This is a genomic window from Gluconobacter sp. Dm-44 (assembly GCF_018256175.1).
Taxonomy (GTDB): domain Bacteria; phylum Pseudomonadota; class Alphaproteobacteria; order Acetobacterales; family Acetobacteraceae; genus Gluconobacter; species Gluconobacter cadivus.
Genome location: NZ_JAERLZ010000001.1, coordinates 522,668 through 546,318, shown reverse-complemented (window position 1 = coordinate 546,318; position 23,651 = coordinate 522,668). Strand labels below are relative to the sequence as shown.

Here is a 23,651-nt window from a genome sequence, read left to right as displayed (position 1 = left end):
CCTGTGAATTTTATGCCCCAGGACCCTGAGACACGGCCCACCATCCTGATTGTCGAAGACATCGTGTTCATTCGCATGATGGCGGAAGACTATTTCGAGGGTGCCGGTTTCAGAACCCTGAGCGCGCGTTCGACGGCGGATGCCATTGCGTTGCTTGAGACGGACCCGACGATCCGTTACCTGTTCGCCGATATTCATCTGCCTGATGGAGAGGACGGTCAGAAGCTGGCGGAAATCGCACGCAAGCGCTGGCCTCCCGTGAAAATCATCCTGACATCCGCGGACATGCCCGCAGATCAGGTCCGACTGCCGATACGCGGTCTGTTCGTTCCCAAACCCTATAGTCTCGATCAGGTCAGAAAGACTTTCGAGACAATGACCTGATCAGGACTGCTGGCTGGAGGGGCGGTCGGTATGCCCAAGGTCCCGGTCGGGGGCGATGATGTCCCGCACGCGTTGCTTCAGGTCTTTCGGGCCGGGAAACCCTCCGTCGCGTTTGCGCTCCCAGATCAGCGTCTCGTCCACATGAATTTCGAAACGGCCTCCGGTATCGGGGATCAGCGCGACTTCGCCTAGAGCCTGACCGAATGTCGATAGCAGTTCCTGGGCCATCCAGCCAGAACGGAGCAGCCAGTTGCACTGGGTGCAGTAGCGGATGGAGACGCGGGGCGCAGTGGATGTCATGGGGCGATCCTGTCGGGCTCTGGAGTTTGGATATTGTCATGAGGGCTTCATGCGGAAAAGCCTTCGCATCAGAGGCGGCCGTCGTTAAGGGTATGGGTTATTACTTTCTGACGGGATGTTCCGGTCCATGCGTTCTGCCATTCGTTTGCCTGTTGCCTTGCTTTTATGTGCGACTGTTCTCTCGGCCTGTGCTCCGTCAGCGCGGCATAACGAGGCATTGCCTGAAAGTGCGGCACCGGACGAGCGGCTTGTTCTGGCGTCCCCTCCCGTGGCAGGTAGTGCGGCACAGCTTGACGATGACCGGGTGTTCCGTGCCACGCGCGCCCTGAAGGACACGCCGCGCTGGAAACTGGCGCAGAGCGACGCCGATCTGGACCCGGCGCATCTGGTTCGGGATTTCTCGTGTGCGGCAGGGTTCGATCTCGACCTCGCGCAGGCGCCCCATCTGGCGATAGTGCTGGAACGGATCCGTCATGCTGTTGGCCGTCGGACATCCGAAGCCAAGACATACTGGCACCGCACGCGCCCCTTTGTGGGCACGAATCTGCCGATCTGCACGTCTCCCGATGGGCTCGGGCTGCACGCGTCTTATCCTTCAGGCCATACAACGGCGGGATATGGCATGGCGCTGCTTTTGGCACATCTGATGCCCGAACATGCCACGGCGCTGCTTCAGCGTGGCCGAGTCTTCGGGGAAAGCCGGATCGTCTGTGGCGCGCATTGGAAATCTGACGTTCAGGCCGGTTATCTGAATGCGTCGTCTCTGATGGATGCGCTTTTGGCCAATCCGGACCTTCAGGACGATCTGACAGCGGCACGGCGCGAACTGCTCGCGATGCAGGCGCATCCGGTCGCGCCCGATGCGGCACGTTGCGCGGTAGAACAGGAGGCTGCGACGCACTCTTTGCTCAGCGAACCCTGAGGCGGGACGGACGGCACTCCTGAAAAAATCAGGGTGCCGGTTTTTGCTTGTCCGTCGGGGGCGGGGTGTGATGGGCGCCGCGATCGTTCGCTTCCATGAAGCGGTCGGCAAGGCAGCTATAGAGCGAATGCGGGCAGATCATTTTTGACACGCCGAACGCCAGAAAGGACGTGGCCAGCAGCGCAAGCGTAACCTGCTGGTTGTCGCACATTTCCATGACGATGATGGTTGCGGTCAGGGGGGACTGCGACATGCCGCAGAAATACGCCACCGTGCCGAGCAGCACGACCGCGCCGGGCGTGGTGTGCGGCAGGAACTGCTCCACCCAGCCGCCAATTCCTGCGCCGATGGCGAGTGACGGGGCGAACATGCCGCCGGGGATGCCGGAGCAGTACGAGACGATCATCGCCAGATATTTGAGGACGAAGAACGAGGCCGGATAATGCTCGGTCCCGTTGAAAATGGCGCTGGCCTGATCGTAGCCCGTGCCGTAGGTCGCGCCTTTGGAAAGGAGGCCGATCAGAGCGAGTATGAAGCCGCAGGATGCCGCAAAGGCGATCGGACGTGTGGCGGCGAAGTGTCCGACCCAACCCGGAATGCCGCGTGAGGCTTTGATGAGAATGGCCGAGAAGCTGCCTCCCGCAAGGCCGCCGAGAATCCCGCAGGTCAGAACCGCGATCCATGCCGTGCCGACAGGAACGTCCACGTCCGCATGGCCGAAATAGGTGTAGTTGCCGATCAGGGCGATAGCCGTGACGCCAGACAGGACAACAACCGTGAGGGTACGGCCAGAGGTCTTCTGTTCGAAGGAATGAGAGAGTTCCTCAATGGCGAACATGATTCCAGCGAGGGGCGTATTGAACGCCGCGGCCATGCCTGCTGCGCCGCCTGCAAGGATCATGCTGCGCCGTGCGGCGATGTTCGACTGTCCCAGCAGACGCGAGAAGGCGTGCATGATGGACGCCCCAACCTGCACGCTCGGGCCTTCACGCCCGATGGACGCGCCGCAGATCAGGCCGAACGAGGTCAGCAGGATTTTACCAAGCGAGGTCTTGAGGGACAGCACACGGTCCACGACTGCAACGTTTTCGATGTGCAGGGTCGCGATTGTTTGAGGGATGCCGGAGCCCTGTGCGCCCTTGAAGATGGTCCGCGTGGCCCATGTGATGAGCGCCAGTCCGACCGGGGCTACGACCAGCATGGCCGCAGGGTGCCAGGCAATGATCTGATGGCGCACACCTGCCGCCCAGTCGCCCACTCTCGCAAACAGCACAGCCACGATACCGACCAGAACCGCGCCGAGCCAGTAGACCGCCGTGCGGCGCCACTGGTTTGTCGTTACTTGTGCCGAACGCTTCAGATGCAAAATGCGGTCTTTGCGGCGCATGGCATGGGCAGAGGAACGTACGTCCGTGGCCGGAGGCTCTGCGGGAACAGCGGCAACGGGAGAAGGAGGCGGTGTATCGGCCAATATTCGGACGTCCGGGAAGGAGGGTCGGGCTGTGGAGGATACGCCCGGTTCAGGCCCGTGCGCTGATGATGTGCACCTGCCACCAACGCAGGAGGGGGGTCAAGGGTTCTCCGCCGATGAAGCGCGGTGGACCGAATCCGTTCGGGGATGTGTCATAAACCGCACAGTCAGCGCCGCTTTGGCCATCTTCAGCTCAGGACAAGAACGCCGGAATGTTTGGCTTTGTCTTCAGGCTCGACATGAATGTGGATGGAGGCACGGCCCAGTTCGGAGCGAATGGCGGCTTCGATCTGGTCGCAGATTTCGTGGGCGTCATGCACGGTCAGGGCGCTCGGCACCACGAGATGGAACTCCACGAAGGACAGGGCGCCGACCTTGCGGATGCGGAGGTCATGGGCTTCCAGCGCGCCGGTAGCGCTTGAGGAAATCACGGCCTTGACTGCTTCCATCTGTTCGGGCGACGGCGCTTCGTCCATCAGACCGGACAGGGAATGCTTCATCATGGAGAAGCCGGCGCGCATGACGTTCAGAGCGACCAGTCCGGACAGCACGGCGTCGAGGCGGTCCCATTTGAGCAGCGGGATCAGCGAGACGCCGATCACGAGTGCCACGGTCGCCCAGACATCCGAAACAACATGTTCGCCTGCGGCCTGAAGCGCCTGTGAGGCCTGTTTGCGCCCGACCGTGATCAGAATGCGGCCCCAGATGAGATTGACCAGCCCGGCCAGCGCGTTCAGCGCCACGCCCGAGAAGGGCGCGCGAATGGGTTCGGGATGGCGCCAGTCATGAACGGCGATGACCAGAATGCCGATCGCCGTCAGAACGACCAGAACGCCTTCGAGGACAGCGGACAGATATTCCGCCTTGCCGTGGCCGTAGGGGTGGTTGTCATCGGCAGGAAGGGCCGCGACGGACATGGCCCAGAGCGTTCCGACAGCCGCCACCACGTTCAGGATGGTCTCGATCGCGTCCGAAAGCAGGGCGCTGGAGCCCGAGACCGCATAGGCCGCGTATTTGATGGCGAGCACCACCACGCTCAGCGCGATGGAGGCTCGGGCGACCTTGATGCGGGTTGATGTCATGACGCGTCCTCAGCAGCAGGGCTGGTGCGTGTCGCAGACAGAGGGCTGTGTTTCAAGCTGGAAAGTGGGATGAGCGATGTCAAACTGCGTCCGTAGCAGCGCGGCGGCGCTCGCGATGATCCGGTCCGGAGGGACGGGATGTGCAGGATCGCAGAGAAGATGGACGGTCAGGGCAGTTTCGGTCGTGCTCATGGCCCAGATATGCAGGTGATGCAGACCGGACACGCCTTCGACGGACAGGAGGGCTGTCTGAACCGCCTCGGGATCGATCCCCGCCGGCACCGCGTCCAGCGCCAGATCCAGTGAATGGCGCAATAGGGACCATGTGCCGATCACGATGGAGGCCGAGACGATCAGGCTCATGATCGGGTCGATGATCGTATAGCCCGTAAAGGAAATAAGCAGACCGGCGATGACGACCGAGAACGCCATGACGGCATCCGCCGCCATGTGCAGGAAAGCGCCGCGGATGTTGAGGTCGCTCGAGGCGCCTTTCATGAACAGCAGGGCCGTGACGGCGTTGACGGCGATCCCGACCAGCGCGACCCAGCTGATGACCTCGCCCTGCACCGTCTCGTGGGAAAACAGGCGCAGCACGGATTCCCAAACGATGCCGCCAGTCACGAGCAGCAGGATCGTGGCATTCGCAAGAGCAGAAAGGATCGTGGAGCGGCGCAGGCCATAAGTGAAGCGTGCGCTCGAAGGGCGGGTCGCCAGAACCTGCGCCAGCCATGCGCCCGCGAGACCCAGCACATCGGACAGGTTGTGCCCCGCATCGGCCAGCAGGGACATCGAATGCGCCCAGACGCCCCACAGCGCTTCTCCGGCGACATAGGCCGTATTCAGGGCGATCCCGATGGCGAAGGCTGCGCCGAAACTTGCCGGCGCATGGACGTGCTGGTGTCCGAATCCGAAGCCATGACTGTGCCCGTCACAATCCGCGTGGTCATGATCGTGGTGGTCATGGTCCGCGTGGTCGTGTCCTGCATGATCATGCGGCGACGCGGTGTCATGATGGTCGTGATCGCAGGCGTGGTGGGGATCTGAAGTCATGGAGGCCAGTGCTGCAAGAATGAAGGCCTAACCTTACCGCATGTGACGCGACCGTCCCATCTCTATATCCCCATACGTGATGATATTGCCGAACAGCGCGGAGCGTGGTGTCGTTAGAGGGTGAAGAATGGCCGCAGTCTTTAGGGCTGTGATTGTGAAGAAGGACAGGAAACGATGGCTGAAAAACGTATTCTCATCATCGCCGGTGATTTCGTTGAGGATTACGAAATCATGGTGCCGTTCCAGATGCTGCTTCTGGTCGGGCATAAGGTCGATGTGGTGTCGCCGGGCAAGAAGGCCGGGGAGCAGGTTGTGACAGCGATCCACGATTTCGAAGGCCATCAGACCTACACCGAAAAGCGCGGCCATAATTTCACGCTGAACGCGACCTATGCAGGCGTGACGGCAGATTCTTACGACGCACTGATCATTCCGGGCGGACGTGCGCCAGAACAGCTCAGCACCGACGAAAGCGTGCTGGATCTGGTGCGGGCATTCGTTGAGAGCGGCAAGCCGGTTGCGGCTGTGTGTCATGGTCCGCAGCTATTGGCGGCGGCGGGCGTTATCAAGGGTAAGAAGATTTCGGCCTATCCGGCCTGCCGTGCGGAAGTGCTGCTCGCCGGGGCCGAGTACAAGTCCCTTCCGATGGATGGCGCCGTGACGGACGGCCAGTTCGTCACCGGTCCGGCATGGCCCGCGCATCCGGCCTGGATCGGGCAGTTCCTCAAGGTTCTGGGCACGCAGATCACACCGTAAGGGATTTACGCCCAGCGTTCACAACACTGTGGCGAAACATCCCCTGAAATCGTAGAGAGGAAGCATGACGACTTCCTCTCCTTCTCCCGATCCGCAGTCCACCCGACGCACCGGCAGTTTCGGCCGTGCCGAAGGCTTCATGGAGCGTGCGTTTTTTGCAACGCGCTGGATTGCCGCACCGCTCTATTTCGGCCTGACCATCGGGCTGCTGCTGGTGGCGTTCAAGTTCTTCCAGCAGCTGATCGGACTGGTGCTGAAGGCGACGGGGCTGGATTTCGACGATGTGTTCGTTGGCGTTCTGGACCTGATCGATCTGGTCCTGCTGGCCAATCTTCTGCTGATCGTCATGTTCTCGGGCTACGAGAACTTTGTTTCGCGCCTCGATATCCGCAGTCATGAGGATTATCCGAGCTGGATCGGGCATGTCACGTTCGGGGACATCAAGATCAAGCTCATGGCCTCGATCGTGGCCATGTCCGCGATCCATGTGCTGGCGGATTTTATCCGTGTGGATGAGACCTCGACGCGCGCTCTGGAATGGAGCGTGGGCATCCATCTCGCTTTCGTGGTCTCGGGCGTGCTGATGGCCATCATGGACCGGATCATGGAAGGCTCCCCCGACACGCATCATGCCGATCCTGCGCCGCCGGTTGCAGGAAAGGCCGGGAATGATTCGGGGAACGGGCACCACTGATGATCCGCATTACCGAACTGCGCCTCCCGCTCGATCATGCGGCGGAGGCGCTGCGCGACGCCGTGCTTGCGCGTCTGAACATCCCATCTGAAGACCTGAAAAGCCTGACCGTGGCACGTCGCGGATATGATGCCCGCAAACGCGGCCATATCGTGCTGGTCTATAACGTGGACTGTGATGTCGCGGACGAGGCTGCGGTTCTGGCCGTCCATGCGAGCGATCAGCATATCCGCCCGACGCCGGACACGACCTATCATCTGCCCGAGGCGACCTTGCCCGAGGGGGCACCGCGTCCTGTCGTGATCGGCGCGGGCCCCTGCGGGATCATGGCGGCGCTGACGCTGGCGCAGGCCGGTCTAAAACCCATCATTATCGAACGCGGTAAGGACGTGAAGGCGCGGACGGTCGATACGTTCGCCCTGTGGCGTAAATCCGTTCTGACGCCTGAGAGCAACGTCCAGTTCGGCGAAGGCGGGGCAGGGACGTTCTCTGACGGCAAGCTCTATTCCGGGGTTTCGGACTCGCGACATCTGGGGCGGCATGTTCTGGAAGAATTCGTCCGTGCGGGTGCGCCGGAAGAAATTCTGACGATCTCCAAACCCCATATCGGCACGTTCCGTCTGGTCACGATGGTCATGTTCATCCGCGCCGAAATCGAGCGTCTGGGCGGCGAATACCGGTTCGAGACCCGTGTTGAGGGATTTGAGATGGACGGCGAAGGCGCGGAGCGTCGTCTGCGCGGCCTGCATCTGTCGAACGGTGAAACCCTTCCGGCGGAGCGGGTCATTCTGGCAGTCGGACACTCGGCGCGCGATACGTTTGAAATGCTGCGTGAAGCCCATGTGGAAATGGACCCCAAGCCGTTCTCTATCGGCGTACGGATCGAACACCCGCAATCTGTGATCGACGTGGCCCGTTTCGGCGCCAGTGCCGGGCATGAGATGCTGGGGGCTGCGGATTACAAGCTCGTCCATCATGCCTCGAATGGCCGTGCGGTGTATTCGTTCTGCATGTGCCCCGGCGGCCAGGTCGTGGCGGCAACGTCCGAGGAGGGGCAGGTCGTCACCAACGGGATGAGCCAGTATTCGCGGGCCGAGCGCAATGCGAACAGCGGGATCGTCGTTGAAGTGAAGCCCGAGCTTGATTTCCCGGACGACGTTCTGGGCGGCATGGCCTTTCAGCGTCAGTGGGAAAAGGCAGCGTTCGTCACGGGTGGCAGCAATTACAACGCCCCAGCCCAGCGGGTCGGAGATTTTCTGGCGGGGCGTTCGTCCACGTCGTTGGGGGACGTCGTGCCGTCCTATCAGCCGGGCGTGACGCCGACGGATCTGACACTGTGTCTGCCGGCTTTCGTAACGGACGCCATCCGTGAGGCGCTGCCGCAGTTTGAACGCAAGCTGCGTGGCTTTTCCATGGATGATGCCGTCATGACAGGCGTGGAAACGCGCACATCCTCACCGATCCGTTTGCGTCGTGACCGTGACGGGCAAAGCCCGACCCTGCGCGGATTGTTTCCGGCGGGCGAGGGAGCAGGCTATGCTGGCGGTATCCTTTCCGCCGGAATTGATGGCATCCGGGCGGCGGAGTGGCTGGCGGCCTCTCTTTAAGAGACCGCCGCACAGCCCTCACATATGTTCGCCGGGAAGTTCTTTGGGGCGGATCAGGGCGATGGCACCCGTCACGAGACTGGTGCCCAGCACGAAAAGTTCGGCTGAGAGCGGCAGTGTAAGAATGGTCGGGCCAAACATGGGTACGAGTTTCTGCGCCATGCCCTGCCCGATGGAGCCGAGCGCATAGCCCAGCCCCATACCGAAGCTGCGGGTGTCGGACGGGAAACGCTGTGCCAGATAATGCGGAACAAGCGCGAAAATCCCCGAAGCCGCAGCACCCATGACGAAGGCTGCAACCAGCAGCATGGTCCAGGTGGGTGCGCTCAGGAACGGCCAGATCGTCAGCATCACGACGACAAGCGCGCTGAGCATGACCCGGACTTCCCCGAAACGCTCTGCCAGCCAGCCGCACAGGACTTTTCCGCCAAACGATCCGAGACAATAAAGCGTCACCGGCCAGAAAACGGCCTGCTGCGTCAGATGGTGGCTGCCCCGCAGAATGGTCGGGTAGTAGGTGTAGATCGCGGCTTTCTGGAATTCGAGAAAGCTCATGAAAGCGATCGCCTGAAGTGCTGCACCCGTCAGACGGAATTTGGGACGCGGTGGCGGGGCTGTGTGGTGCTGCTTTCTGGTCAGACGGTCTTCGTGGGTCCGCAGCCAGACCGGGCTTTCCGGTACGCCAATCCGGATGAACAGCGCCAGCGCAGCAGGGACGAGACCGATGAAGAACAGCACGCGCCATCCATAATGCGGCAGGATCAGGGCCTGCACGCCAGCGGCGGCGAAATAGCCGACTTCATAGCCGGACATCATGAGTGCGGAAGCCATGGGGCGTGTCCAGGCTGGGACGCTTTCCATCAGCAGAGCGGCCGAAGCGGTCCATTCGCCGCCAAAGCCGATTCCGAACAGGAATTGCACGGCCATCAGCACATAAAAGTGATGGGAGAGCCCGGTCATGGCGGAAAATACTGCAAACCAGACCACGCCGAGCATAAAAGCAGGCTTGCGACCGTAGCGGTCGGCCAGCCATCCCCAGCCTGTATTGCCGACGGCGCGCCCGATGGACTGCCCCATCAGCACAGCCCCCAGATCGGCAATCGTGCATCCGAAATCATGGGCGATGTCGGGGAGGGTAAACATGAGCGTCGTCTGGTCGAAAGCATCCAGAAACCAGCCCAGAAAGGAGGCAAAAGTGACCTGCCAGTAGGGTAGGAGCGCAACAAGAGAGCCTTGGGAAGATGTAGATACGGCGGAGCGGGTTGTGGCATCCGTCATGCAGAATGGTCCTGTCTCGGAGGGGAAAAAACCCCACGCCCAAGGGTGTCACAGGCCCGGAAGAAGGTCCGGGCATGAAACCGTAGCAGCTTTGTCCGGATTGATCGAACGAAGAGTTTGGATGGATCCAAAGCAGATAGGCCGGGCGGGTATTAGCCAGCAATCACGGTTCAAACGACAGCAGAAACGCCTGCGCCATTAAGGAAAAATTAGGAGGTTCAGCGGCATTGTTCTGACATGAAGAACGGAGGTGTCCGCATTGGATGATCTAGGACGGGGAGCGACTTCGGTGGCGACAACCCCTCAGGGCCTGCATGTCGGCCAGACAGTCAGGGTGGATGGGCTGTCCGAACTACCCGAAGGTAAACCGGACTATGCTGCCTCTATGGCAGAGTCCAGTGCGGGAATGTTTGCCACGACACTTCGGAGTCGCAGGGCGCGTCAAAAAAGCGCACTGCCTCCCCTGCGATGGCTCCCACGTTTCGTTCTGGGGCGCAACGGAACAGACAAGGTCATCGGCGCGCAGGTGGATATGAGTCAGCTCTGGCTCTCGGTTCCCCGTCGAACCCTGCGCAAGAGCAGACGCAAGAGTCTGGGACAGCAACAGCGGGAATTTGATTCCGATCTCCTGGGAAACGCGTGTTCACAGGCCGCGACATGGCCGGAGGCGATGCGGCTGATGGTTTCTCTGGAGGATGATCAGGCGCCTGACGGAGACTTTAACGGTCGACTGAATACAGTTCTTCAGAACAGTGGTTTCCCTGTCAGTCGTCTGGATCTGGTTTTTCAGGAAAGTGGCCTGGCCCAGGACGACAAGGAGACGTGTTACACGCTCTCAGCCCTGCGCGATCAGGGATGCCAGATTTTCCTTGGCGGCTTTGGAAGCGCCCCCTCCAGCCTGAGTCTTCTGCGTGAGCGGGCCGTCGGAGGATTACTGGACGGCGTGCAGTTTGATACGTCTTTGCTGGCGCCTTCGGACATGACTTGGCGGCAGTCGGGAGAGGCTCCCCTTCTGGACGAGGGTGCAGTGCTTTTTTATCGGGCTGCTCTGGAAGCCGTCAAAGCACTGGGGCTCAAGGTTCGGGGTATTGGTTTGGATTTTCCGGATCTTCTTGCGTTTGCACAGAAGGTTGGATGTGTCGAAGCATCCGGGACGGTTTTGGCCGCCCCGGAAACGACGGCCCAGATCAGTGAGCGGTTTGAAGAAAACGCAGGACGACCGCGTCGTCGTCGTATGGCACGAACGGCTGAGGGTCTCTGACGAGACCTCCGCCGTTCGGAAACCTGGAAGTCGTGTTCAGTTGATCTTACATTGATAACTGAAGAGACGTTCCGGATTTTCCCGAAGCATGGAAGCCAGCATCGGAAGCACTTCGGTTAAAGCTGTTTCCACAGCTTCCGGCGACTGACCGGTCTGATCGCAAATATGGTTTATCCTCTTTTCCCCCATGATATCCTCGACCTGCTCTGGTGAAAGCGGGGTTGAGGGGGGGACGCGGATTTCACTAACCGTTGTCGCGAACTGACAGTCATCTTTCATCATCTTGATGGTGACTTCAGTCAGTCCCGAGCGATCGGTGCTGGCTCCACTCAGCCAGTCCCCAAAACGGGTGAAAACCGACGTTGAGGCCTGGGCTTCGGTTTGGCCCTTGCCGGACTTCTGTGTGTATGTGCTCTGGATGGTCATTGTCAGGCTCCTTCTGTCAGAAGAAAACGGGCCTTTTCCGGGCTGGTGGCCCTGTCTTCCTAACGTCTGGCTCCTGATCAGGATGCGAGGAGGAAGAAACACCTTTCTGTGTTGTTTGTCACAGACTTTCCTCCTCTTGTCACAAAACCTTACCCTCCGTCGTGTCAGCGCAAGGCTGCGCTTTCCACGAGGACGATTTCCGCATCTTCCCGCGCGGTGATCGTGATGCTTTCTACATCATGAAGGGCCGCACCGTCCCGGTGCCCAACGATCCGCCCTTCGATTTCCACGCTGCCTGTAGCGGGAACAAGATAGGTAAACATGGCGCGGTCCGTCTGGACGGTCAGGGTTTCTCCAGCCTTGAGTGTCGCACCGGAGACCCGGCCACGGGTGCGGATGGGAAGGGCGTTGTCTTCCGGAAAGCCCGAAGCGAGTGGGACGAGGCGCCCGTTGCGCTCATGACGTGGGAACGGGCGAGTGCCCCAGGACGGTTTTCCGCCCGTCTCATCGGGGATCAGCCAGATCTGAAAGAGCGTCGTGGCGTCGTCTTCACGGTTGAATTCGGAGTGCGTAATTCCGCTACCGGCTGACATGACCTGCACATCGCCAGCTTCGGTTCGTCCACGATTGCCGAGGCTGTCTTCATGCGTGATGGCACCCGTGCGGACATAGGTGATGATTTCCATGTCGCGATGTGGATGGGCGCCGAAGCCGTTATGGGGCGCAATACGATCGTCGTTCCACACACGCAGCCGTCCCCAGTGCATCCGGTTGCGGTCCTGATAGTCCGAAAAGGAAAAATGATAATGCGCGTCGAGCCAGCCGTGATCGGCGTGACCGAGAGTGGCAAAAGGTCTGATGTCCAGCATGGCTGCATGCTCCTGAGTGATGTCTTGTGAAAGATAATGGGATGGAGCGCGCGTGAAGAAAATGGAAAGTATGGAAATACAAGGTTTCCAGAAAAGACCTGGAAAATCAGTCTCACCATGCAGGTCGGATGGTTTGCAGTATTGAGAAATAAACCGCTGCTGTGTGGTCTTATCTGGCGGGAGAGCTTGGCGAGACCGTGTCACAGGATTACAGTGTCGGGCAGGAGAAAAACGCGATGAACTATGATGCGATGTTTCAGTCCGCTCTCGACGGTCTGCATGCGGATGGCAGCTACCGGTACTTTGCGGATCTGGAGCGCCGGGCGGGTCATTTTCCCAAAGCTTTCCATCATGGCCTGGGCCGTGATGTGACGGTCTGGTGTTCGAACGACTATCTCGGCATGGGGCAGCACCCAGAGGTCCTGAGCGCCATGCACACGGCGCTGGACGAAACGGGCGCTGGCGCTGGTGGAACCCGCAATATTTCGGGTACCAACCACTATCACGTGGAGCTGGAAAAAGAACTCGCTTCTCTGCACGGCAAAGAGAGCGCGCTGCTTTTCAACTCAGGCTACCTGTCGAACTGGGTGACGCTCGGGACCATTGCAGGACGTCTTCGCAACTGCGTTGTGCTGTCTGACGAACTCAATCATGCGTCCATGATCGAGGGTATCCGTCATTCGCGGGCCGAGAAGCAGATCTTCCGTCACAACGATGTCGCGGATCTGGAGCGTCGTCTGAAAGAACTGCCCGCGGACGTTCCCAAGATCATCGCGTTCGAGTCCGTCTATTCGATGGATGGTGATATTGCCCCTATCGAGGCGTTCTGCGATCTGGCCGATAAATATGGCGCCATGACCTATCTCGATGAGGTCCATGCGGTTGGCATGTATGGCGATCATGGCGCGGGCGTGGCCGAGAAGCTTGGTCTGTCCCATCGTCTGACGGTGATCGAGGGAACGCTGGGCAAGGGATATGGTGTTGTGGGTGGCTATATTGCTGCCTCTGCCGCGCTTTGTGACTTTGTTCGCTCGTTCGGGTCAGGCTTCATTTTCTCCACGGCTCTTCCGCCGATGATCGCGGCTGGTGCGCTGGCCAGTGTGCGGTATCTGCGTAACAGCAGTGCCGAGCGTGACGGTCAGCAGCGGGCCGTGGCCTATCTGCGTCAGGCATTGGACAAGGCTGGTCTCCCGCATGTCATGAATCCGAGCCATATCGTGCCGGTCATGGTGGGGGAGGCCGAACTGTGCCGCAGCCTCTCGGATGAACTGCTGAACCGTTTCGGGAATTATATCCAGCCCATCAACTTCCCGACCGTTCCGCGCGGAACGGAGCGTCTGCGGATCACGCCGACGCCACTTCATACGAACGAGATGATTGACGAACTGGTCGAGGCGCTTGCCACGTTGTGGGAAGAACGCCAGCTCAAGACGTCAAAGTCCGCGGCAGCCTGAAGGGTGTGAGGGCGGATTTTTCCGCCCTTTCTCTCAGGCCACAAAAAAAGGCAGCCTTTGAAAAAGGGCTGCCTTTTTTTGTTTTCGTTGAGGCGTCGGGGGATCAGGCGGCGACGGCTGCCTGATCCCCCTGTGACAGAATATGGAGGCTCAGAATCCCCCCGGATGTTCTGAGCGCCCCGCCGAGGTCCAGTCGCGCATTGCCTGTCGTCCAGCGGGCGTGACTGGCCTCCACACCCCACCAGCCGTCAGCGTATGGGTCTGACAGATGGCTGGACAGATGCCGGGTCTGTTCATCGCTCCACACTGTCACGTCGCCAATCAGAAGGCCCAGCATCCGGCGGTCATCCACGAACGGTCCGATCCGGTCAGACGGCCGGGCGGTCGGGCTCAGAATGCGGACGCTCTGGCAGCCTTCGGGTAGCATGAAAACAAACTGTTCGCCGTTGGTGCGGATGGGATACAGGACTGTTCCGTCTTCCAGCACGAGACGGGTTCTATCCGCGCTGTCTGTCGATGAGAGTGTCTGGGGAGCCGTGTAACCAAGAGCCTGCGCGCGGAGTGCGATTGATGCGAAGATCGGTTCGACATGGGCGCGATCCGTGACCAATGGTGCGGCAGTATCCTTTTCCCAGCTTAGAGCATGCAGGCGCTCGATCTGAGATCCGTGCATGAGGGCATCCGGGCGATGGCCGACATCCATGAAGCTTTCTGACAACGCGCCGTTTGCGGTCAGAATGGCATGTTGCTCGGTTTCGATATGATAATAGTCGTATTCGGTAATGGAATGGTCGTAGGCGATGGTCATTCCGTTGACGAGCATTCGCACGGGAATGAAGGTGCTTTCAAGCATCATGCAGTGCTCTGGCGTGACCAGAAGATCCCGGTTGGGAATGCCGTCTGCCAGAGCCCCGGCACGGATGCGAACAGGCACGGCGTCCATATCTGCCAATCCGCTGGTGCCGACTGTCGTATGGGCGTGGCCGACGCGCAGGATTGTCCGGCTGTGGCGTTCACCGTTTTCGCAGACCGTCACCTGATCTCCGGCCTTCAGGGTCTCAATGGCGCGCTCGCCGTCGGGGGTGAGGATCATGGATCCAGCCAGATAGCAGATCTGCCCGTTATATCCGGTTGCGCCGCCGACAACACTCCAGCTTCCATTGGCATTCTGTACGATCGTCGGGGTACCGGGGGTGGAGTTGGGTCCGAAGGAGACGTTCGAGAGCGTGATGCCGTTATTATAGTTGTCGAAGGCAATTTTCAGCGTGTAGGTGCCGTTGCTGTTGGCAACGAAGGTCGCGCTGATAGGGGGCGATCCACCGTGACCGATGGTGATGACGGACGTGGCATCATACCCCGTGATCGGGGTGGAGACCGTCTGGTTGTAGTCGGCCAGAATGAGCTGGTTTGGAGCATCATCCACGGCATCACGGCCAAACACGATTCTTCCACCGGCGGTGGCGTTGTTGACATACAGAGACGCGCCATTCTGAAGAACCGTCGTCAGGGACGAACCCATCTGAAACTGGGCATTCGTGCTGCCCAGCGTCGTGTGATCCAGAATCAGGGTGCCTGAGCCGCCGACGCTGTTGCTGTTGATCGAAATGGACGGGTTGCCCGAGATCTGAAGGGTGCCGTTGATGGTCGGGTTGCTGCCGAGATTGACGGTACTGGGCGTGTTGACAAGCATCGTCCCGCCCTGCGCGACGGTCAGGCTGTTGGCATAGAATGCCGTAGCACTGGGCGTGGCAGACGTCGCGGTGATGTTCAGGGTGGCGTTGGTGCCAACCTTCAGAGTGGTGATCTGTGTGGCGTTGGCCTGCGCAACGTTGATCGTTACCGCGCTTCCGTCCTGCTTTCCGGCCAGAACATCCACCCATCCCTTGTTCGGGGGGGCCGTGCCTTCGCTCCAGTTTGTGGCTGCGAACCAGTCGCCGGTTGCGCCGCCAATCCAGTAATTTGTCATCTCATTGCATCCTGATGGCGTCAGGAGCGAGAGGAAAGAGTTCCACACCTGACCTGTTGAGCATTTTTCAGAAAAAGAGTTAATTATTGGATGACACAGGTTCAAGATCACGCATATTTCAAAAATAAAAACATTGATGACAAAACATCGCGGAAATATTTCCCCTGAAATACGTTCCAATATCGAAATTAGTGGTTTTTTTGTAAAAGCGCCCTGAACGGCCTTGGGAAAAGAGCGGTAACGGCTTGCCTGACAGTGGGCTTCCGCTCATCATGTCGTGATGACGCCACAGGAAAAATCAGTTCCGTTCCGTAAGAATCGAAAAGTAACAAAGCTCTCGCGGCGTCTGGGTGTTGCGGGTGCAAGCTGTGTGCTTGATGTCATGATCAATGACCGTCCGGCGCTGGTTCGGGACAGCGCGGCGTTTATTGTGCTGCTGGAGAAAATCTGGAAAGCGCGGGACGTCGAGGCCGGGCTGGTGTGGGCGGAAATCGAGGAGCGCATCCGTTTGGCGGACGAGTTGCGCGTTGGTGGCATACGTCCCTACAAGGGGGGCCGTTTTCGTTCGACGAAGCTGCCGTGACATGCCGCCTCTGCCAGACCTTTCCCATATCACGCCTGCGGATCTGACCCGTCTCGACATTGTCGCTTTGTGTATCATGGGGCTTTCGGCTCTGTGGGGGCTGACGCGCGGCTTTGCTACAGAACTGGCCGGACTGCTGGCATGGGTCGGAGCAATCGTCCTGACCTATCGGTTTCATGGGCTGCTTGAACCTTATCTGACGCCCTATCTGCATCAGGCCGCGCTGGCGGGCAGTGCGAGTACGGCGATTCTGTTTGTTGTGGTGCTCCTGTTTTTTACCATGATCGGTGCAAGGGTCGGGGCCGCGGCACGGGGTGTTCTGTTTGGGGGTGTGGATCGCATTCTGGGTGCGGTGTTCGGTGTGGCGCGGGGTTATGTGGCTCTGATTGTCCTTTATCTGCTGGCAGGCTCTTTTTTTGGCTCGTGGATGTCCTATGTGATGCAGGGAAGCCTCATCGGCCCTTACATTGCCGCCGGGGCAACCCATCTGACAGGTTATCTGCCTCATTTCCTGCAACCGCATCTTGCGTCTGAGGTCACAAGCGGCCATGAGGCGTCCTTGTGAAACCAGTCCGGAAAGGCCGCGCCGCATGACCCAGTCCGACAGTCTCAACCGCCCGTATGAAGAATGCGGGGTTTTTGGCGTCTGGGGTGTGCCTGATGCATCGGCCCTGACAGCCTTGGGCCTGCACGCCCTCCAGCATCGTGGACAGGAAGCGGCGGGCATCGTCAGTTTCGATGGCGAACGCTTCCACCAGCATAAAGGTCTGGGTCTGGTCGGCGATGTGTTCGGAGACAGCCGCGTCATGGCGACGCTGCCCGGCACGGTCGCCATAGGCCACAACCGTTACGCCACGACGGGCGGCACACATGTCCGCAATGTTCAGCCGCTTTATGCCGATTATGAGTTCGGCGGTCTGGCCGTTGCGCATAACGGCAACCTGACGAATTCGGCGACGCTCAAGCAGGCGCTGGTCAAGCGGGGATGCATTTTCCATTCCTCGACGGATACGGAAGTCTTCATCCATTTGATCGCCATTTCGCTCTATACGACCGTGCTCGACCGCTTCATTGATGCCGTCAAACAGGTCAAGGGCGCGTATTCGCTGATTACGCTGACCCCGGATGATGGTCTAATCGGAATGCGCGATCCGCTTGGCGTGCGTCCGCTCGTTCTCGGCCGGATGCCGGGTCATGAGCAGGGGAATGGCGGCTGGGTTCTGGCCAGCGAGACCTGTGCGCTGGACATCATCGGGGCGGATTATGTCCGCGATATCGAACCGGGCGAGATCGTTGTCATCAACAATGACGGTCTGCGCTCGCTGCGTCCTTTCGGGGATCAGGGCGGCCGGTTCTGTGTGTTCGAATATATTTACTTCGCGCGGCCTGATTCCGTGCTTGAAGGCCAGCCGGTCTATGAAGCGCGTCGCCAGATCGGTTGCGAACTGGCCCGTGAAAGCGCGGTTGAGGCGGATGTTGTGGTGCCGGTGCCAGATTCAGGCGTGCCGTCCGCGATCGGCTATGCGGCGGAAAGTGGTATTCCGTTCGAACTAGGGATCATCCGCAACCATTATGTGGGCCGGACCTTCATTGAGCCGACGGATCAGATCCGTAACCTTGGTGTGAAGATGAAGCACTCAGCCAATCGGCCGGTACTTGCGGGCAAGCGCGTCATTCTTGTGGATGACTCGATCGTCCGTGGCACGACGTCGCGCAAGATTGTGGACATGGTTCGGGCTGCCGGTGCGACGGAAGTGCATATGCGCATCACGTCTCCGCCGACCAAACATGCCTGCTTCTACGGCATTGATACGCCTGAAGAGAGCAAGCTGATGGCCGCGACCCATACGCTTGAGGAGATGGCGCGGGCGATCGGTGTGGACAGTCTGGCGTTTGTCAGTTTCGACGGGCTCTACCGGGCACTGGGCCATGCGAACCGCGCCGAGGGTGCGCGCCGTTATTGCGATGCCTGTTTTACCGGGGATTATCCGATCCAGTTGGTGGACAAGGAAGGTAATCTCGTCGCGTAACTCTCCTCCTGCGGCAGTAATAAAAAAGGCGCCGGACCAGTGGTCAGGCGCCTTTTTGTTTGTTGGGTGTTCAGGGATATGGATAGGGCGTCTGCGAGGCGGCTTTTGGAGGGGCGGGCACTTCCGTGGGAAGCAGGGAGTCCAGAGGCAGTGTCATGACGGCTTCCAGGCCCGGGTTCAGTGTTGTGTAGGTCAGTGTGCCGGAAAGGCTGCTGACGACGGCGTTCATCATGCGCGTCCCGAAGCCCGTTCCCTTGAGTTGGGGGGTACATTCACCCTGATCTGAAACCGTCAGGACCAGTCGGGAGCCGGTCTGGGTCAGTCCGACATAGAGCGGTCCGGCATGGCCGTCATAGGCGTATTTGCTGGTATTGATGATCAGTTCGGTCAGGACCAGGCCGATATTGATGGCACGGTCTGCGGCAATCAGAATTGGAAAGAGCGAGAGATGCATCTGGTCGTGCCAGCCCTCACCCAGTGACGTGCACAATTCTTCCATCAGCTCTTCGATATAGCGGCCCAGATCCACGACGCCGACATGCTCGTCACGATACAGGCGACGATGTACGAGGCCGATGGCGGCAATCCGGTGCTGCGCTTCCTTCAGAGCTGTTGTGGTGTCTTCATTTGACGCGCTTCGGGCCTGAAGCTTGAGGAAGGATGCGACCATCTGAAGCGAGTTCTGGACGCGGTGATTGACCTCGCGGATCAGGAAGTCCTTCTGGCGTAGCAGGTCTTCGCGTTCTTCCAGAGTGGCGGCAAGGGTTGCGTTGAGTTCGCGGAGCTGCTGCGTTTGGTCGTCCGCGATCAGGAGGCGGCGGATGCGACGGGCTGCTTGTTTCTGTTCGCTGGTCCAGCGGGTGCTGTGCCCGCGGATGGTCTGCTCCCATGTTCGAAAGGACGTGCGGGGGCGCAGAATGCCGTCGCTGCCCGTATCGTCCTTGTGCGGATGACCGGCCCATTCGATGGTCTGAATGATTTCGACCCGACTCCACACGATACAGATGGGGGTGCGAAGAGGGAGTGTGATGGCCAGAAGACCGGCGCAGCGTTCAGGCCACTCGGTAGCAGGGGGGTAGTCCCTCCCTAGCATGGCAGTGCTGAAAATTCCGCCAATGCTGCCCGCTCTCAACCAGTCATGCAGTTTATGCAGGCTATCCGTGTCGGGGAGCACACCGGTTGCACTGATGGTCTCGGCACTGATGACGGCAAACCCGTTGCAGGGAAAAAGGGCCTGTAATTCGTTGATGCAGTTGCGAAGATTGTTTTCCAGCGGACGGCGCACGTCAAAATGGGACGTGACGGCTTCCATCGCGTTGCGCAGGCGCAGACGCTCCTGATAGGTCACCAGCTCTTCTTTGTTTCGCAACTGGCGGGACATGACGCCTGCCAGTGTGCGACACGCCGCGCGAATATCTTCGGGCAGGCGCCTTGGAGAAGAGTTGTGGCAGGCGATCAGTCCCCAAAGCATACCATCGACGACCAGCGAGACGGAGGCCGAGGCCCGCACACCCATATTGGCCATGTATTGAAGGTGGATCGGTGAGACGCTGCGGAGCTGCACGTCGCTGAGATTGATCCCTGCAAGCCCAGCTTCGGGCGGGCGAATGGGGGCAGCTTCGTAAGTGATGTCCGGGATGACGCGGATGCGGTTGCGGACATAGAGAGTCCGGGCCTGCGCAGGAATGTCGCTGGCCGGGAAGTGGTGGTTCATCAGGGAGGGGAAGGCGTTGTTGCGGCTTTCGCCTACGACGCGGCCCGTGCCGTCTTCCATGAAACGATAGATCAGGACGCGGTCAAAGCCGGTCAGTCGCTGAAAGATTGTCGCACCGTGACGACAGACGGACGCGATATCGGGGCAGCGTTCGAAACGGTCTGCCGTTCTGTCGATCTCGCCGAAAATATCCCAGGTGAGCAGATTGTGGGATTCGATAGGTTCGAGTTCGATGAGAAGATGTGTGTTCTGGGTATGGCGTACGACGCTGAAGGTCTCGCCTGCGAGCCCCGGGATACGAAGATCGGACAGGGATGCGCGTTTTTCGTCCTGAAAACGTTCGGGCGGGACGTTCAGGACGCTCGCAAGATCACGCCCCAGCCAATCTGGGGTCAGACGGCCTTCGATGTCTCCTGCTCCACCGAGAATGGTCCGGGTTGCGCTATCGGCGATCAGCAGGAGGCCGTGCGGCTGAATGGCGTCCGGGCGATGGATGGGTTCGCGGTCACAGGATGTCGTGACCGCATGTTCCAGCGAATAACCCGGTTCCGAGCCCGCAGGACGCTGGATCGTCAAACGGTGGTCCGCCTGAAGGACAGAGAGAGCATTTTGCAGGCAGTCTGACATGCAGCGGACATAAAGGTCTCTCTATTGGCGGCCACCGTGTTCCGTGCGAAAGGTCCGGTCAGATGAGGCCCGGAACTCATCATATCCATTATCCGTTCCTCACCGCCTGCTGTCAATTTATGACGTTTTATTTCAGGGCTGGCGGCTGTCTGCCTGAATCCAGGACGCGACGTCTGCCGAAAGGGCATGACGGCTGGCCGGGCGGGTATAGAGCATATGACCACCCTGATAGAGATGCAGCGACACGCGGTCTGCGCCGACGGTCAGATGGTCCTTCATCCAGCGCGCGGTCGCGAATGGACAGGCCACATCATAATAGCCATTTGCTACAAAAACGCGCAGGCCGGGATCAAGCGCCAGAAGGCGGTTCAGAACCGGGATCTGATGGATGGGCGACGGGCCGCCTGCGCTCCACTTCCAGCTTCCGTTCACCTTGAAGGAGAGCAGGTCGTAGGTCAGGGGTGTCTTGAAGCCGAGGTCGTTTGCGGCATAGCCCGAGAAGGCATTGCCATAGGCGCGACCAAAGCCGAACAGCGTCGGATCGGGGCTTTCGTCCAGACCATCAGCCGAGGGGTCGGCGATGGACTGCGTGAAATCGTACAGCCCGTACAGGCGGCCATCGCGGGACATGATGTCGTGCGAGCCGATGGCGGGAATGCCGTGCTGACGGGCAATCACGTCCTGCGGCAGGCCGGTGCGCTGGGCAATCTCGGCATAAAGCGCCTGACCGTCGCTCCCTGAGGGCAGCTTTCCGGCGATTTTGGGCAGATAGGTGTTCAGGGACCACTGATAGGCTTCGTCAGCCGTCTTTTCCGTCACGTTCGGGCTCTGATGCGCGGCGATCAGGCTTGGCATCATGAGAGCGGCGGAGAGCGGATTGTCGTCCGAATCGAGCAGAGGCATCTCGATGGCCGGGGAGATCATGACGATGCCGTTGAGCAGGATGCCCTGTTCCATCTGGAGCGCATTGGCGACCTGAATGGAGCGGATGCCACCATAGCTTTCGCCCACGAGATAATGCGGCGAGGCTTCACGGCCATTCGCTGCCGTCCACAGGCCAATGGCCTTGGCGAAAGTGCTGGCATCCTGTTTGACGCCGTAGAACTGGTCTCCGGCCTTGGCCGTATCGGTGGGGCGGGAATAGCCCGTGCCCACGGCGTCGATGAAGACCATGTCGGTAACAGGGAGCCAACTGTCGGGATTGTCCGCAAGCTGGGCATGAGTGCCGTCCGTCGGGTCCTTGGCAGGCATGGTCAGAGCCTTGGGGCCAGCCGCGCCGAGGTTCAGATAGGCCGTGGCCGCACCCGGGCCGCCATTGAAGAAATACGAGACCGGACGGGTGCCAGCCGGGACGCCATCTTTCGTGTAGGACACGTAGAACATGCGGGCCGTCGGTTTGCCGTCAGGGCCGCGCAGGATGAGCGTTCCGGCATGGGCGGTGTAGGCGATGCCGTTCAGATGATGCTGGGTGACGGAATCCGCAGGGAGCAGGGCGGGCTCACCCATGAAGGCGTCGGTTGTCTTGCCAGTTTCGGTCTTGGTGTCGGTCTTGGGGGCATCGGCCGCCGCAGCCGTACAGACGGGAGTGAGGAGCGTTAAAGCGAGCAGGGCTGCGCGGCGGGTCATCATCTGACGGGCATCTCCGGAAAAAAAGCAGAAGAGTCCGCCCTATCAGTCCTGAGCTGTAACGACCATCGCTTCCGCATGAAGTTTTCGTCATACGGAAGCGGTCTGACGCGGGTGTTCGGTCAGGCTTTGGGGGCTGTGATGTTCGGACGCAGCATGAGGCGCGGGTCGGCGACGCGGTCATACTCTTCCGATGTCATGAAGCCCAGTTCCAGCGCGGCTTCACGCGGGCTCAGATCCTTTTCCATTGCGTGATGCGCGACCTGTGCGGCGCGGTCGTAGCCGATGGCCGGGGAGAGGGCGGTGACGAGAACCAGCGAACGCTCCAGATCCTGCTTCAGCTTCTCCGTATTGGCTTTCGTGCCTTCGACGAGGAAGCGGCGGAAGTTTTCCGAGCCGTCATGCAGAAGGGTGATGCCCTGCATGATGTTATGGATCATGAGCGGCTTGTAGACATTCATGTCCAGCATGCCCGCAGCCCCGCCGAGGCCGACCGCAACATCGTTGCTCATGACCTGAAGGGCGAGCATGGCCAGCGCTTCAGCCTGTGTCGGGTTGATTTTGCCCGGCATGATCGACGATCCCGGCTCGTTCTCCGGCAGGTGCAGTTCGCCCAGACCGGCGCGTGGGCCGCAGGCGAGCAGGCGGATGTCGTTGGCGATCTTGAACAGGCTGCCCGCCGTTGTGCGCAGCGCGCCTGATAGATGCACCAGCGCATCATGTGCGCCCTGAAGCGCGAACTTGTTCTCGCCAGCCGTGAAGCCAAGTCCGGTTAGGCGGGCAATTTCTGCACAGGCGCGGCGGTCGAAGCCCTCATCCGTGCTGACGCCGGTGCCGAGGGCGGTGCCGCCGAGGGCGAGGGGAAACAGACCGTCGCGGGCCTGTTCGAGGCGGGCGATGTTGTCCGTCAGCATTCCCGCATAGCCGTGCCATTCCTGACCCAACGTGATGGGGACGGCATCCTGAAGATGCGTGCGGCCGACCTTGACCAGATCGCGCCATTCTTCGGCCTTGGCGGCCATGGCGTCACGCAGGCGCGTCAGGGCCGGGATCAGGCGACGATGCGTGCCGAGAACGGCTGCGATGTGCATGGCAGTCGGGAAGTTGCAGTTGGTGGACTGCGACATGTTGACGTGATCGTTCGGATGCAGAGGCGTTTTGCTGCCGAGCGGGTTGCCTGTGATCTGGCAGCCGCGGTTCGCGATCACTTCATTGACGTTCATGTTGAACTGCGTGCCCGAGCCCGTCATCCAGACATGGAGCGGGAACATCCGGTCATGCTCACCCTTGATGATCTCGTCACAAACGGTCTGGATCAGATCCGCCCGCTCCTGAGACAGACGGCCGGTGGCGGCATTGGCCGTCGCGCAGGCCCGCTTCATGATCGCATAGGCTTCGATCATTTCATGCGGCATCAGTTCGCGACCGATGCTGAAATATTTCAGGGAGCGTTGGGTCTGAGCGCCCCACAGCACATCGTCAGCGACGTCGATCGGGCCCATGCCATCGGTTTCGGTACGGCTCATTGTCTGTTTTCGGCTTTCCTGC

General features: G+C 60.1%; 21 protein-coding genes. 10 read left to right on the top strand and 11 right to left on the bottom strand.

Annotation, left to right across the window (positions count from 1 at the left end; translation table 11 throughout):
* Positions 1–12 precede the first annotated feature (12 nt).
* A complete protein-coding gene (locus JK213_RS02515) occupies positions 13–384 on the top strand; it encodes a response regulator (protein WP_194261856.1) in 372 nt (123 codons plus the stop codon).
* Here JK213_RS02515 and JK213_RS02510 read toward each other — a convergent pair whose 3' ends face one another.
* Positions 385–684: a SelT/SelW/SelH family protein gene (locus JK213_RS02510; RefSeq protein WP_194261857.1), complete on the bottom strand. Its 300-nt coding sequence runs from the start codon at positions 682–684 to the stop codon at positions 385–387. It lies immediately after the preceding gene.
* A gap of 127 nt (positions 685–811) precedes the next feature.
* Between JK213_RS02510 and JK213_RS02505 the strand changes: the two genes are divergently transcribed.
* Complete coding sequence (locus JK213_RS02505; RefSeq protein WP_194261858.1) at positions 812–1,606, top strand: phosphatase PAP2 family protein; 795 nt, start codon at positions 812–814, stop codon at positions 1,604–1,606.
* A 28-nt stretch (positions 1,607–1,634) separates the two neighbouring features.
* Here the strand turns inward: JK213_RS02505 and JK213_RS02500 are convergent, their stop codons facing one another.
* The 3 genes from JK213_RS02500 to JK213_RS02490 form a co-directional block, all read right to left on the bottom strand.
* Entirely contained in the window at positions 1,635–3,077 is a 1,443-nt protein-coding gene (locus JK213_RS02500) for a chloride channel protein (protein ID WP_407925759.1), read from the bottom strand.
* A 188-nt stretch (positions 3,078–3,265) separates the two neighbouring features.
* The gene (locus JK213_RS02495) at positions 3,266–4,159 is read right to left on the bottom strand and encodes a cation diffusion facilitator family transporter (RefSeq protein ID WP_194261859.1); all 894 of its coding nucleotides are present in this window, start codon (positions 4,157–4,159) and stop codon (positions 3,266–3,268) included.
* A 9-nt stretch (positions 4,160–4,168) separates the two neighbouring features.
* Positions 4,169–5,212, bottom strand: a complete 1,044-nt coding sequence (locus JK213_RS02490; protein ID WP_194261860.1) for a cation diffusion facilitator family transporter — start codon at positions 5,210–5,212, stop codon at positions 4,169–4,171.
* Positions 5,213–5,386: 174 nt separating this feature from the next.
* On the opposite strand from JK213_RS02490, the gene JK213_RS02485 reads away from it, so the two are divergent.
* The 3 genes from JK213_RS02485 (at position 5,387) to JK213_RS02475 (ending at position 8,269) form a co-directional block, all read left to right on the top strand.
* The gene (locus JK213_RS02485; RefSeq protein ID WP_194261861.1) at positions 5,387–5,968 is read left to right on the top strand and encodes a DJ-1/PfpI family protein; all 582 of its coding nucleotides are present in this window, start codon (positions 5,387–5,389) and stop codon (positions 5,966–5,968) included.
* Positions 5,969–6,032: 64 nt separating this feature from the next.
* Positions 6,033–6,662 (top strand): TIGR00645 family protein, encoded by a 630-nt coding sequence (locus tag JK213_RS02480; RefSeq protein ID WP_099285501.1) that lies wholly within the window; start codon positions 6,033–6,035, stop codon positions 6,660–6,662.
* The gene (locus tag JK213_RS02475; RefSeq protein ID WP_194261862.1) at positions 6,662–8,269 is read left to right on the top strand and encodes an NAD(P)/FAD-dependent oxidoreductase; all 1,608 of its coding nucleotides are present in this window, start codon (positions 6,662–6,664) and stop codon (positions 8,267–8,269) included. The genes JK213_RS02480 and JK213_RS02475 overlap by 1 nt, the downstream gene beginning before the upstream one ends.
* 18 nt (positions 8,270–8,287) lie before the next feature.
* Here the strand turns inward: JK213_RS02475 and JK213_RS02470 are convergent, their stop codons facing one another.
* Complete coding sequence (locus tag JK213_RS02470) at positions 8,288–9,547, bottom strand: MFS transporter (protein ID WP_194261863.1); 1,260 nt, start codon at positions 9,545–9,547, stop codon at positions 8,288–8,290.
* A gap of 289 nt (positions 9,548–9,836) precedes the next feature.
* Between JK213_RS02470 and JK213_RS02465 the strand changes: the two genes are divergently transcribed.
* Positions 9,837–10,808 carry an EAL domain-containing protein gene (locus JK213_RS02465; RefSeq protein ID WP_322783032.1) on the top strand — a complete coding sequence of 324 codons (972 nt, stop codon included), beginning with the start codon at positions 9,837–9,839 and terminating at the stop codon, positions 10,806–10,808.
* 36 nt (positions 10,809–10,844) lie between these two features.
* On the opposite strand, the gene JK213_RS02460 is transcribed toward JK213_RS02465, so the two are convergent.
* Both JK213_RS02460 and JK213_RS02455 read right to left on the bottom strand, forming a co-directional pair.
* Positions 10,845–11,234: a YidB family protein gene (locus JK213_RS02460; protein ID WP_194261865.1), complete on the bottom strand. Its 390-nt coding sequence runs from the start codon at positions 11,232–11,234 to the stop codon at positions 10,845–10,847.
* A 164-nt stretch (positions 11,235–11,398) separates the two neighbouring features.
* On the bottom strand, positions 11,399–12,103 hold the full coding sequence (locus JK213_RS02455; RefSeq protein ID WP_194261866.1) for a pirin family protein: 705 nt from the start codon (positions 12,101–12,103) through the stop codon (positions 11,399–11,401).
* Positions 12,104–12,339: 236 nt separating this feature from the next.
* Between JK213_RS02455 and hemA the strand changes: the two genes are divergently transcribed.
* Positions 12,340–13,557, top strand: a complete 1,218-nt coding sequence (gene hemA / locus JK213_RS02450; protein WP_194261957.1) for a 5-aminolevulinate synthase — start codon at positions 12,340–12,342, stop codon at positions 13,555–13,557.
* 103 nt (positions 13,558–13,660) lie between these two features.
* Here the strand turns inward: hemA and JK213_RS02445 are convergent, their stop codons facing one another.
* Entirely contained in the window at positions 13,661–15,523 is a 1,863-nt protein-coding gene (locus tag JK213_RS02445) for a Hint domain-containing protein (protein WP_194261867.1), read from the bottom strand.
* 280 nt (positions 15,524–15,803) lie between these two features.
* On the opposite strand from JK213_RS02445, the gene JK213_RS02440 reads away from it, so the two are divergent.
* The 3 genes from JK213_RS02440 to purF are packed head-to-tail and all read left to right on the top strand — an operon-like array spanning position 15,804 to position 18,136.
* Complete coding sequence (locus tag JK213_RS02440) at positions 15,804–16,106, top strand: hypothetical protein (protein ID WP_194261868.1); 303 nt, start codon at positions 15,804–15,806, stop codon at positions 16,104–16,106.
* Position 16,107: 1 nt separating this feature from the next.
* Positions 16,108–16,671: a CvpA family protein gene (locus JK213_RS02435; protein ID WP_194261869.1), complete on the top strand. Its 564-nt coding sequence runs from the start codon at positions 16,108–16,110 to the stop codon at positions 16,669–16,671.
* 25 nt (positions 16,672–16,696) lie between these two features.
* On the top strand, positions 16,697–18,136 hold the full coding sequence (gene purF, locus JK213_RS02430) for an amidophosphoribosyltransferase (RefSeq protein ID WP_077802325.1): 1,440 nt from the start codon (positions 16,697–16,699) through the stop codon (positions 18,134–18,136).
* A gap of 70 nt (positions 18,137–18,206) precedes the next feature.
* On the opposite strand, the gene JK213_RS02425 is transcribed toward purF, so the two are convergent.
* The 3 genes from JK213_RS02425 to JK213_RS02415 all read right to left on the bottom strand — a co-directional run bounded on the left by JK213_RS02425 (position 18,207) and on the right by JK213_RS02415 (position 23,629).
* Positions 18,207–20,426, bottom strand: coding sequence for a histidine kinase dimerization/phosphoacceptor domain -containing protein (locus JK213_RS02425; RefSeq protein ID WP_228125404.1), 2,220 nt, complete (start codon positions 20,424–20,426; stop codon positions 18,207–18,209).
* A gap of 183 nt (positions 20,427–20,609) precedes the next feature.
* Complete coding sequence (locus JK213_RS02420; RefSeq protein ID WP_194261871.1) at positions 20,610–22,106, bottom strand: S10 family peptidase; 1,497 nt, start codon at positions 22,104–22,106, stop codon at positions 20,610–20,612.
* 119 nt (positions 22,107–22,225) lie between these two features.
* Positions 22,226–23,629 (bottom strand): lyase family protein, encoded by a 1,404-nt coding sequence (locus tag JK213_RS02415; RefSeq protein ID WP_194261872.1) that lies wholly within the window; start codon positions 23,627–23,629, stop codon positions 22,226–22,228.
* Between the last annotated feature and the right edge of the window lie 22 nt (positions 23,630–23,651).